Genomic DNA, 12,609 nt, shown 5'->3' with positions numbered 1-12,609 from the left:
AGGGCAAGGCGTTCGCCCTGTCGATCGGCGGCTTCCATCCCAAGTTCATCGCCCCGCCCGGTTTCCCGCCGGTCAAGCGGTTCAGCATCGCCCTGTCGAAGTCCGGCAAGGGCCTGGACCTGACCGCGTACCTCGCCGTCACCAGCAACACCGCACAGTTCGGGGCCGAGCTGAAGCTGCATTTCGAGGCCGGCGGGTTCGTCATCGACGGCCGGGCCTGGCTGGACGTGATGTTCCAGTTCAAGCCGTTCTGGTTCACCGCCGAGATCGGCGCGACGGTGTCGCTGAAGTACAAGGACACCGAACTGCTGGCGGTCAACCTGCTGATCGGCGTCAGCGGGCCCAAGCCGTGGCGGGCCTGGGGCGAGGCCCGGATCAAGTTCCTGTTCTGGGAGGTGTCGGCGCACTTCACCTGGACCGACGGGGACACCGCCGCCACCGACGAGCCCACGTACGTCAGCGCGGCCGAGGCGCTGCAGCGGGCGCTGAACGCCCCGGACGCCTGGGAGGTCCGGCCCGCGCTCACCGCCGGGGAACCGGTGACCCTGCGCGACCTGACCGGCTGGGCCGGACCGATGCTGCTGCAACCCGGCGCCCTGCTCGCGGTGCGGGAGAACGTGCTGCCGCTGGACACCGACCTGTCCCGGCTGGGCACCTCCAAGATCAGTGGCGCGAACCGGTTCACCCTCACCGGGGTGACCGTCGGCGCCGGCGACGACGAGCTCGCCGGCCAGCTCGGCGAGCCGGTCGAGGACGACTTCGCCCCCGGCCAGTTCCGCGACCTGTCGCCCGAGGAGCAGCTCACCACCCCCGGATTCGTCCGCCTCGCGGCGGGCCGCACCGTGGCGCTGCCCGACGGCACCGCGCTGCCCCCGGCCGAGTTGACCACCTTCGCCGCGCTCAGCGACGACTCGGCGTACGACCGGATCATCATCGACGACCCGGACGCGGCCGGGCGGCCGCTGCCCGCGGCGCGGCGCCTGACCGCGGCGGGCGGCGGCGACCTGCTGGCCCGGTTCGCGGCCACCTCGCCGGCCGCGTTCGCCGGCAGCCGCCGCGCCGGCCCGGCCCGCTTCACCGGCCCGGCGTTCACCCTGGCCGACGCCGGCCCCGGCGACGCCGGTCTGACCGTTCCCGCGCCCCGCCGCGCGGAGCGGACGACGGACGCCGGCCCGATCCCCACGCCGCGCCGCGGCGTCGACACCACACGGTCCCCGTCCCGGCGCGCCGGGACGCTACGCCGCCCCCGGGTGCGGGTGCCGCAGCCCCGGATCGTCCCCGCCGAACTGGAGGTCTGCTGACATGGGTGGCCTGCGTTTCCTGCCCTGGGTACGCGACGGCGTCACCCGCGTCGTCGCCGACACCGACCCGTTGGCCGGGGCCCTGCCGCACGCCCGGGCCACCGTCAGCCTCCACGTCACCGCCCTGGGCACCGAGACCGCCACCGGCGAGACCCAGGAGATAGTCGGTACCTCGACGGCGCTGCTGCACGGCCCGGGCGACGTGGTCGGCATCGACCCGCAGGAGATCATCCGCAGCTACCCGGCGCCGGGCGCGGAGAACGTCGAGGTGTCCCTGCTGGCCGCGGTCGAGTTCGACCGGCCCGACCTGCCCTGGCTCTACACCCCGGCCAAGCCCGACGCCCGGGGCGCCCTGCGCCCCTGGCTGGTCCTGGTCGTGGTGCCCGTCGACGGCGGCGGAGAGCTGCGGACCGAGGCGGGCCAGGCGCTGCCCCGGCTCGCCACCACCGTGCGGCAACTGCCCGTCCTGGCCGACTCGTGGGCCTGGGCGCACGCCCAGGTGCTGGTCACCGCCGAGACCGAGGACGTCGCCGCGGTGATCGCCGGTGCGCCGGAACGTACCCTGTCCCGGCTGCTCTGCCCGCGCCGGCTCGCCGCCGGCGCCGACTACCTGGCCGCCGTGGTCCCCGCCTTCGAGGCCGGGGTCCGCGCCGGCCTCGGCGAGCCGGTCGACGACGCCGGTCCGCTCGCACCCGCCTGGGGACCCGGGTCGGCGCACGTCGGGCCGGACGACCCGGTGCTGTTGCCCGTCTACCACCACTGGACGTTCCGCACCGGGCCGGACGGCGACTTCGAGTCACTCGCCCGCCGGCTGCGGGCCCGACCGCTGCCGCCCGACGTCGGCCGGCAGCCGGTGGACATCGCCGCACCCGGCGGCGGCCTGCCGCCGCAACCCGACGACGGTGTCGAGGGCCGCTCGGTGCTGGGCTTCGAGGGCGCCCTCGCCGCGCCCGGGATGACCCCGACCAGCTGGGCCGAGGACGTCCGCACCGCCTGGCAGACCGCCCTGACCGGGCTGCTGCGGCACGCGGCGGACCGGCTCACCCCGCCGCTGTACGGCGACATCCACAGCCAGGAGACCCAGCTGCCCGCCCCCGGCGCCGAACCGCGCTGGCTGGCCGGACTCAACCTGGACCCCCGCTACCGCGCGGCGGCCGCGCTCGGCACCCAGGTGGTGCAGCGGCATCAGGAGGACCTGGCGGCGGCGGCCTGGCAGCGGGCCGCCGAGATCCGCGAGGCCAACGAGCAGCTGCGCCGGGGCCAGGCGGCCCGGGACACGGCCACCGCCCTGTACGCCCGCCGGGTCGACCCCGACACCCCCGGCGCGGCGGTCGACGACGACCGTCTGGTGGCCCTGACCCAACCGGTGCACGACCTGGTCGAGATGCCGACCCGCGGCCTCGCCGTCGGCACCGCAGACCCGCTGGACCAGCAGTTGGCGGACAACCCGGGCGCGAAGGCGGCGACCTCGGCGCCGGTCCGCCGGCTGCTGCGCGCCCGCGGCCCGCTGGCCCGCCGGGTGGACGCCGACGCCGGGACGGCCGCGCTGGCCCGGCTGGCCGGCGGCGCCAGCGCGGTACCGCCCGCCCGGGTGCCGAAGGGCGGCACGGTCCTGGACAACCTGGTCAGCGACGGCCGCGGCGTGGGCGACCTGACCCGCGCGGTGATCGAGCAGGCCGCCGCGAACGGCTGGTGGCGCACCGGGACCACCGGGCTGCGGGCCGCGGCGACCGGCAGCGTCGCGCTGGCCGCCGACGACCCGGTCACCCGGGTCGTCACCAACGGCGGTGACCTGCTCACCGGCGACCGGTTCTTCGTCGGGGCGGCCGACGGCCGGCTGTTCGAGCGGCGCCGGCTCGGCCCGGACAACTGGGTCTGGCGGGACCACGGCACCCCGCCGGGCACCACCGTGGCGACCTCCGGCGCCGTCCTGTCCCCCGGCCGGGTGTACGTGCGGACCCGGGACAGCCGGCTGTTCGAGCGGAGCTGGGACGGCGACCGCTGGGTGTGGGCCGACTGCGGCGCCCCGACCGGCGGAGTGCACAGCCGCCCGGCGGCCGGCGGCTCGCTGCTGTACGTGCTCGGCGGCGACGGGGCGCTGTGGCGCTTCGATCCGACGGGCCGTTCCTGGACCTCGCTGGGCACCCCCGTCGGCGGCAACGAACGACTCTGGGGCACGCCCCGGCCGTCGTTCGTCGGCGTGCTGGTCGCCACCAGCGCCAACCGGCTGTTCGCCCACAACGGGCAGTGGCGGTCGTTCGGCGGGCCGGCCGTCTGGGGCTCTCCGGCCGCGGAGCACCGCTACCCCAACGGCCAGTACGGCATCGAGTACGTCACGCCGGACGGGCGGCTGGTGTCCCTGTACGGCGACGGGTCGACGTACCTGCACGACCCGGCGCCGGACGGCCGCCGGGTGGTGTCGCTGGCGCAGCAGGCGGCACCGTTCGGCAACGACGAGGAGTTGGGCATCGTCACCCTCGCCGCCGGCCCCGCCGACGTCCGCCTGATGACCCGCTACCTCTGGTACCACGACGTGCAGGAGCGCTACCTCTGGGGATGGCGCGCGGAGACCACGCAGGTCCCGGCCGGCGGGTTCGGCGCGCACCGGCCCGGGCCACTGGTCGGCGACTCGCGCGACGGGGAACTCTTCGCGGTCACCGCCGACGGCCGGCTCACCTCGTACCGCTGGGCATACCCGCGCCCGTCCGGTTGGCTCGATCACGGCACGCCGGCCGACCCGCGCGGCGCCGGGCCGGTCGACGCCCCCGCCCCGGCCGACGTGCGGTTCGCGCCGAAGGTGGGGCTGCTCTCCTCGCTGGTCTTCACCCACACGGTCACCCAGGGCACCGGCAGCCGGCCCCGGACCCAGGTCGCCCACAACCTCGGCGAAAACGGTGCGGTGCAGGAGCCGGCGCTGACCGCCGCGGTGGACGGGCCGGCGATCCCGGCGGTCGCCCTGGCCACCGCCACCACGCTGGGCACCGTCCTGCCGACCGGCCGGCCCACCCTGGTCACCGCCGCGCTGCTGCCGGGCACGGTGGCCGGCACCTGCCGGCTCGCCTACTGGGTGGGCCGGGACGCCAGCGCGAACGGGACGGCGACCGGCGGCTGGACCGGCCCGTACGAGCTGCCCGACCCGGTCAGCGGAAACGCGGCCGGGCTCGACGTGGCACTGGCCGACCTGGACGGCGACGGTCGCCCCGAGCTGGTCGTCGCGTACGCGCTGAACCGGGCCGGCGGCGCCAACAACCGGGTGCTCTACCGGATCGGCTGGCGGCTCGACGAGGCCGGCGCGGTCAGCAACGGCTGGACCGATTCGCTGCCCACCCCCATGCAGCTCGACCGGATCACCTCGGTCGGCATCGACGTGGTGGACATGACCGGTGACCAGGTGCCCGACCTGCTGGTCTTCGCCGTCGGCACGGTCGGCGGCACGGCGGTGGCCCGCTACCTCACCGGGCGGGAGCTCAACCGGCGCGGCCGGGTGGTCGGCGGATGGACCGCACCCCAGCCGGTGCGGGACGAGGTGGCGACGGCCAGCGCCGAGGCGGCGGGCGTGGTGGTGGCCGACATCACCGGCACCCGCCGGCCGGACCTGGTGGTCGCCCGGCGCACCGGCGGGACCATCACCTACCGGGCCGCCTTCGACCTCGACCCGGACGGCGTCCCGGTGCAGTGGGCCCCGGCGGTCACGCTGACCGGCGCCGCCGACGCCGGCGCCGCCCGAGGCTGCACGGTGGCCGTGGCCGACCTGCGCGCCGACCTGGTCGCCGACCGGGCGAAGATGGGTGACGACTTCATGGGCGCCGCCGCGCGCCACCAGGGCCGGCTCGCCCCCGCCCAGGCACTGGCCCGGGACCACCGGCCCGCCCCGGTGGACGTGGCCAGTGCGGCCGCGGCGGTGCGCGAGACGGTACGCCCGGAGACCGCGGTGGCCGGCGAGGTGCTGGCCGGGCTCACCCTGGGCGGCGGCGACCTGGTCGACGCCCTGCCGGACAGCGGCGACCCGCTGCGCCGGCTGCTCGCCGGGGTCACCTTCGACGTGCCCGCCTACGAGCTGCTGCGTGGGCTCTCCCAGGAGCACGTGGTGCCGAACCTACCGGCGGTGGCACCGGAGACGATGACCGCGCTGGCCGCCAACCCCCGGTTCATCGAGGCGTTCCTGGTCGGGCTCAACCACGAGATGAGCCGGGAGATGCTGTGGCGGGAGTTCCCCGCCGACCCGAAGCAGACCTGGTTCCGGCAGTTCTGGGACGTACGCGGCGCCGTGTCGGCCGGCGCGCCGCTGACCGACATCCCGCCGCTGACCGACCCGGCCTGGCGCAACGGGCCGCTCGGCACCCACCTGACCGCCGTCGGCGCGCCCGGCGAACAGTCGCTGGTGCTGGTCATCCGGGGCGAGCTGCTGCGCCGCTACCCGTCCACCATCGTCACCATGCGGGCCGCGAGCTGGACCGGCGCGGAGGAGCGCACCCCGACCGGGCCGGACGTGCTGCCCATCTTCAACGCCTGGCTCTCCCCCGACCTGCTGCTGTTCGGCTTCCCCTACCCGGCCGAGGTGGCGCGGGGCGCCGGCCGCCAGGCCGACGGGCCGGCCGGGCACTTCTTCGTGCTCCGCGAACAGCCGACCGCGTCCCGCTTCGGGGTGGACCTCACCGGCGACCCGCCGCCGCCGGACGCGGTGGTCTTCGCCGCCCGGCAGGACGGCAACGCCGCCGACACCGCCCTCGCGCTCCTGCAACGCCCCGTCCTCCTGGCCCGCCACGCCAGCGACCTGCTACCCCCGCCGGAGAGCCAGCCATGAGCGAGCGTCAGCGAGCGAATCATCAGCACAGCGCGGAGGTGCCTCATGCCGGCGCCGAGCGGAGCGAGGTGACGGCATGAGCACCTCGTCGTCGTACGCCGACCGGCCGCCGCTGTCCGGCGTGCTCACCGGCACCCCGTGGGCGCTGACCGCCACCGCCCCGGCGGTCATGCTGCCGGTACGCCTGGAGACCCGGTTCGCCGGCACCACCCTGAAGATCCGCGTCTACCCCGACCAGATCCACGTCGACGACCACGAGCCCGGGCTGACCGCCGAGGAGATTGCCGCCGGGCGGGCGTACTGGGGGGAGGGACGCCCGGGCGGGCTGACCGACACCCCCGACGAGGCGGCCTGGAGCGACCTGGTCCGCCGCTTCGGGGCGCCCCGCGCCGCCTGGATCGCGCGGGTGCTGGAACCGGCCGGCGGGGTCTTCCCCGACCCGCTGACCCGCCCCGGCCCGTGGTGCGAGCCGGCCCGGGCCCGGCTGCTGCCCACCCAGTGGTACGCGGTCGGCCGCACCAGCAGCGGCAAACTGTTCACCGGCACGTCCACCACGGTCACCCCCGACCTGCCGGTCGGCCCCAGCCCGGTGCTCAGCGGCGACAGCAGCATCGCGCGCCTCTCCCCCGAGGCTCCCCCGGTCGACGACGGGATGCGCTGGACCGTCGACTTCGCCACCGCCGTCGCCGCCGGCATGGCGCTCACCGTCACCGTGCCCGTAAACAACAAGGGCGAGCCGGAGCGGGTGGAGCGGCTACTGGTGTTCGGGCTGAACAGCGTCACCGGCCCGGCCGCCTCCGCTCAGGCGCTGAGCCGGCTGCTGGAGGCGCACGCCGCCACCGACGGGCTGGCCTTCCTCGCCCCGGACACCCCCACCAACAACACCGGCACGGACACCCCGGCGGCCACCCCGACCGTGGCGCCGGTGTCCACCGCGGACAGCGCCGCCGGGGTTGCCCCGGAGGCCGCCGCCGCCCTGGTCGCCACCGCGCTCGGCGTGCCGCTGACCGCGGCGCCGAACGACGCGCTCGCCGCCGCCCGCCGGCGGCCGGCCCGCACCGGCGCGCCGACCGCGCTGGCCCGGGGCACCGGCGCCAGCGCCGTCGACCGGCCCACCGGACGGCTGGTCCGCCGGGCGCTCTGGCCGGCCAGCTTCGGCGGCCTGCTGCGGCATCTGCTGCCGGTGGCCACCCCGGCCGAGCAGGCCGCGGTACGCGCGCACTTCGTCGAGCAGGTGCACGCCGAGGGCCCGCTGCCGACGCTGCGGGTCGGCCGGCAGCCGTACGGGCTGCTGCCGGTGGCGAGCCTGCGCGACTGGCAGCCGGCCGGGCCGGGCGAGGCGAAGGCGGTGGCGCTGCTGAACAACCTGTGGCGGAAGGTCTGGCTGCCGTCGCCCATGAAGCGGATCGTGCCGGGACTGCCCGACCCCGAGGGCACCCTGCTGGAGATCCTCGCCACCGACGCCCGGGTGCTGGAGCTCCGGGCCCGCAGCATGCTCGGCAACGAGTACGTCAGCTGGCTGTGGCGCTTCGCCCGGCTCGGCCTCGGGCCGGACTGGCGGGAGCAGGTGGTGGAACCGGCCCGGGACCTGCTGGCCGCCGTCGGGCTGGGCGACGCCACCGACCCGCGGCTGTCCCTGGCGGTCTTCGCCAAGCAGGCGTACGCGCTGGGCACCCCGCTGCTCGACGGGCCCGGACGACCCAGGGCCGATCGGGTCCGGGCCTACCTGGACGCGCTGGCCGCGGTCGGGCTGCGCGGCGACGCGGTCCCGGTCAGCCCCGGCGACGGGCCGGTGCCGCTGTTCCACCGGCTGCTGCGGGCCGCCCTGATCGCCGAACACTCGGCCGCCGCAGACGCCTTCGCCGCCGAGGCGGGGCTGCCGGCGGCGGCGGAGATCCCCGAGCCGGAGCTGGTGGACATCCGCCCGCACGACCGTACCGGGGTGCTGCGGCGGCGGCTGGCCGTGCAGGTGCCGGGCACCACGACCACCGTCGGTGGCCACCTGGCCGGCACGTCGGACGACGCCCGACAGGTCCGCGCCACCGCCGACCTGCGGCCCTTCCGTGCCGCGCTGGCCGGGCTGCGCGACGCGCTCGACGCCGGGCTGCCCGTCGCCGACCTGGAACGGCATGTGGCGGGGACGCTCGGGTTGGCCAGCCACCGGCTGGACGCCTGGATCACCTCGCTGGCCACCCGGCGGCTCGCCCAGCTCACCGCCGGCCCGGCGCCCGGGGTGCACGTGGGCGGCTACGGCTGGCTGGTCGATCTCGCGCCCGCCGGGAAGCCCACCATGGTGGACCGTCCGGCGGACATCCCGGAGTCGGTGGCGCCGCCGAAGCTGCCCCTCGCCCCGACCGGGGCCGGGCACGTGCACGCCCCTTCGCCGGCCCAGGCGGTGACCGCCGCGGTGCTGCGCAGCGCCTCGCGGACGCACGGCGGGGAGCCGGCGCTCGCCGTGGAGCTGTCCTCCCGCCGGGTCCGCCTCGCCGAGCAGCTCCTCGACGGGGTACGCGCCGGGCAGAGCCTCGGCGCGCTGCTCGGCTACCGCTTCGAACGCGGCCTGCACGACCACCCGGCCGGCCCGTGGGACCAACTCCTGCCGGCGTTCCGCGCGCTGGCCCCGGTCCGCGCGCACCGGGTGGATCCGACCGACGACGGCCGCACCAGGATCGCCGCCACCGTCGAGTCGACCGCGACGGTGGACGGGCTGGAGCTGCACCGGCTGTACCAGGCCGGCCAGCTGGACCAGTGGCTGCGCAACCGGCCGGCCGCCGAACGCGCCGCCGTCACGGAGGTCCTCGCCGAACTGGCCGACGCGGTCGACGCGGTGGCCGACACCCTGCTCGCCGAGAGCGTGCATCAGCTCGCCCTGGGCGACATGAACCGGGCGGCGGCGGCCGTGGACGCCGCCTCGGGGGCGGCCACCAACCCGCCCGAGCTGCACGTCACCCGGACCCCGGTCACCGGGGCCACGCTCACCCACCGGGTGCTGCTGCTGGTCAACGACGACACCCGCTTCGCCCAGCTCCGCCGGGACTGGCCGGCGGCCCGCGGCGAGCACCCGCGCATGGCCGGGGCCGCCGTGGACGAACTCACCTCCGTGCTGCTGCCGCCCTCGTTCCGGGTGTTCTGGCGCTACCGCTGGCACGCCCCGGACGGGGTCACCGCCACCGTCTGGCGGCCGGCGAGCCTGGACCGGATGCAGACGCCGGCGGTGGACCTGCTCGCCGCGCCGCCGCACCCCGGCCGGCCGGACGACGCCGAGCTGGACCGGCGGATCGCGCTGGACGCCTGGGGGCCGCTGCGGCCGGCCGAGGTCGGTGACGACTGGACGCTGGAACTGGACTACGACCGGGCGCCCGACTGGCCGCTGGAGCGGGTCAGCCTCGCCGAGTTCCTGCACGCGGTGAACGTCCTGCGCGACCTGCACGGCCGGTCCCGGCCGGTGGTCGCCGCCGACCTCGGCGCCGACCCGTCGGTCCCGCCGCAGATGGACGAGAGCACCCGGGCACAGGCCGACGAGACCTGGCAGGCGGCCCGGCGGATCGCCACCGGGCTGGCCGCGCTGCCCGCCGAGCCGGCCCCCGGCTGGGACGAGACCGCGGCCCGGAACCTGCTCACCGTCGCCGCCGGCCTCGGCGTGGTCGGCGCGGTGCCGCCGCCGGCGCGTCCGGGCGCCGCCGGTGCGGTCGCCGACACCGCGGTCACCGCCCGGTTCGAGCTGGACCGCCGGCTCGCCGCGCACTGCCGGGTGATCGGCGAGCTGCACGACCACCCGCCGTGCCCGCCCGGCGACTGCACGTGCGACCCGGCCACCGACTTCGATCGGCCCGACGCGCCGCCGGCCCGCCGCCGGGAGGCACAGATCGCCCGGCTGCGGGCCCTGCTCGGCCCGGACATGCCGGTGTTCCCCAAGGCCACCGCGCCGCAGCCGGCGCAGCTCGCCGCCGCGCTCGCGGCCAGCGACGCACTCCAGGGCGGCTCACCTCATCCGGTACGCCGCTGGCTGTCCCGCTACGGCCGGGTCCGCCCGGCGGTGGGCCGGCTGCAGGAGGTGCTCACCACGGCGGACGCGCTCGACGCCGGCGGCGTGGTGAAGGTGCCCGCCACCGTCCGGGTGGCTCAGCTGCCGTATGCGCCCGGCGACCGATGGGTCGGCGAGGCCGCCCCGAAGGCGACCACGGACCCACTGTCCCTGGTGGTGGTCGCCCCCGGGGACATCGACCCTAACCGCCCCGTGCAGGGCCTGGTGGTCGACGAATGGACCGAGGTGGTGCCGGCCCAGCGGGTGCAGACCGGGCTCACCTTCGAGTACGACGCGCCCGGCGCCGCCGCCCCGCAGGCGGTGCTGCTGGGGCTGGCGCCGCAGGGGGCGACGAGCTGGCAGCCGGCCAGCCTCGCCCAGGTGCTGGAGGAGGCCCTGGACCTGGCCCTGGCCCGGGCCGTGGACCTGGATTCCCTCGGCGCGGCCGGGCAGTTCCTGCCCGCCCTCTACTTCCCGACCAACGTCGCCGAGGCCACGACCACCACCGACTTCGTGCCGGACGCGACGCTGACGCCGCAGGGCGGACAGGTGGCCCCGTGAGCGCGAGGAGTGAGCCGGGCCTGCGAGCCCCACAGTCGCGAACAGGAGATGCACTGTGACCACCGTCGAGCAGCCGCTGACCGAGACCGAGCCGCCGTCGGTGACCACCTGGACCCGGCTGGAACCGCGTACCCGCCGGGCGGATCTCGCGCCGGCCGTGGACGCCCGGATCGCCGATCCGCTGTGGCTGCTCGCCCGGCAGTGGCAGCTCGGGGAGTTCACCGGCGAGGACGCCGGCTCCCCGGTCGCCGCCCGGGTGCACGCCGAGGTTGCCCGCTTCACCCGCTACCGGCCCGGCCCGGCCGCCGGGGCGGTGGGGTTGCCCGCCGGCGTGCCGTGGGAGGCGCTGGTGGAACGGGAGGTCGCCGCGACCGCCGATGACCTGCGCTTCGCCGTGGAGAGCGGGCAGCAACTGCTGCGGCTGCTCGCCGACGCCCACGCCGGCGGGCTGGCACCCCGGCTGTGCGACACCTACCGGGTACCGGCCACCCCGCCGGACGGCGCCTCGGCGGCCGACCCGGCGACGGTCGGCTACCTGCGCATCGCCGCCGGCCGGGTGCCGCACGGAGGGTTGGCGCTGCGCGCCTGGGCGGAGGGCCGGTTCATCCGCGAGGTGCAGGTGCCCGACGACCTGGTCGCCGCCGTCAACAGGGCCGTCGCGGACTGGCTGGCCTGGCTGGGCGCGCCACCCCGGCCCGCCGGACCACCCCCCGGCTACCTGCTGCAACTGCCGGCGGTGCTGGCGCCCGGCAGCTCCCGGCCGGCCGCGCCGCCGTGGCCGCCGGCCGACTTCACCCCGCTGTTCAGCGCCCCCGGGCTGGAAGGGTCGGCGTGGCGCCGGGAGCGGATGGAGTACGAGGCGGCCGTCGCCGCGCACGACGGCCAGGCCGAGCTGGTGCTCACCGCGCACGAGTACGACGGGAACCGGCTGGACTGGTACCACTTCGACCACGAGCCGGGCACCACGCTGGAGGCGCGCAAGGCCGTCGACGACGTGGTGAAGGTGCTGCTGCCCAGCCCGGTCGCGTACGCCGGCATGCCATCAACCCGGTTCTGGGAGCTGGAGGACGCCCAGGTCAACCTGGCCGGCATCGGTGCCGGGGCCGGCGATCTGGCCCGGATGTTCGTGGTGGAGTACGGCCTGGTCTACGCCAACGACCACTTCCTGCTGCCGCTGGAGCTGCCGGTCGGCTCGGCCACCCGGATCCGCTCGCTGCTGGTCACCGACACGTTCGGCGGGCAGACGCTGGTGCCCGCCGCCCCGGAGTCCACCGCCCTGTTCCGGCCCGCCGCCGCCGACGGGCGTGGGGCGACCGACGTGCTGGTCCTGCCGGCGACCGCCGCCGCCACCCTCGACTCCGCCCCGGTGGAGGAGGTCCGCCTCGGCCGGGACGAGACGGCCAACCTGGCCTGGGCCGTCGAACGCACGGTCACCGGCGTCACCGGCCGGCCGATCGACCGCACCGCCCAGGTCGGCCGGGCGGCCGTGTCGCCGCGCCCACCGGTCGCCGCCGACGCGGAGGTGCCCGCGCTGTCGTACGCCTTCGCCACCACCGTGCCGGAGAACTGGGTGCCGCTGCTGCCCGGCCCGACCCAGGACCGCCCCGACGTGGTCCGGCTGCGCCGGGTGCCCCTGCAACAGCCCAGCCGCGACGGGGAGCCGGTCGCGGTGACCGGCTACAGCCGGCTGCTCGACTGGCGCGAGCGGGACGGGCGGCTGGTCGAGCTGGCCTTCCCGGAGGAGGAGGTCCCGCGCGCCGGCAGCCGGGTGCTGCGGCAGTGGCAGCTGGCCCGGTGGACCGACGGCTCGGTGCACCTCTGGCTCGGCCGCGCCCGGCACGTCGGCGCCGGCGAGATCTCCAGCGGCCTGCGCTACGACACCGTCCAACCGCGCTGACCACCCGCCCGCGACCGACCAC

General features: G+C 76.9%; 4 protein-coding genes. All 4 read left to right on the top strand.

Going from position 1 to position 12,609, the window contains the following annotated elements; translation table 11 throughout:
• Positions 1 to 1,301, top strand: a 1,301-nt coding sequence (locus tag FXF52_RS41965) for a DUF6603 domain-containing protein (RefSeq protein ID WP_222870760.1), incomplete at its 5' end; no start/stop codon positions are given.
• Position 1,302: 1 nt separating this feature from the next.
• Entirely contained in the window at positions 1,303 to 6,105 is a 4,803-nt protein-coding gene (locus FXF52_RS30035; protein ID WP_148801789.1) for a hypothetical protein, read from the top strand.
• Between the two features lie 76 nt (positions 6,106 to 6,181).
• Entirely contained in the window at positions 6,182 to 10,690 is a 4,509-nt protein-coding gene (locus FXF52_RS30030) for a hypothetical protein (protein ID WP_148801787.1), read from the top strand.
• Positions 10,691 to 10,745: 55 nt separating this feature from the next.
• Positions 10,746 to 12,587, top strand: a complete 1,842-nt coding sequence (locus tag FXF52_RS30025; protein WP_148801785.1) for a hypothetical protein — start codon at positions 10,746 to 10,748, stop codon at positions 12,585 to 12,587.
• Positions 12,588 to 12,609 lie beyond the last annotated feature (22 nt).

The sequence above is a fragment of the Micromonospora sp. MP36 genome (genome assembly GCF_008119785.1).
GTDB lineage: Bacteria > Actinomycetota > Actinomycetes > Mycobacteriales > Micromonosporaceae > Micromonospora.
This window is presented reverse-complemented; position numbering and strand designations above follow the sequence as displayed.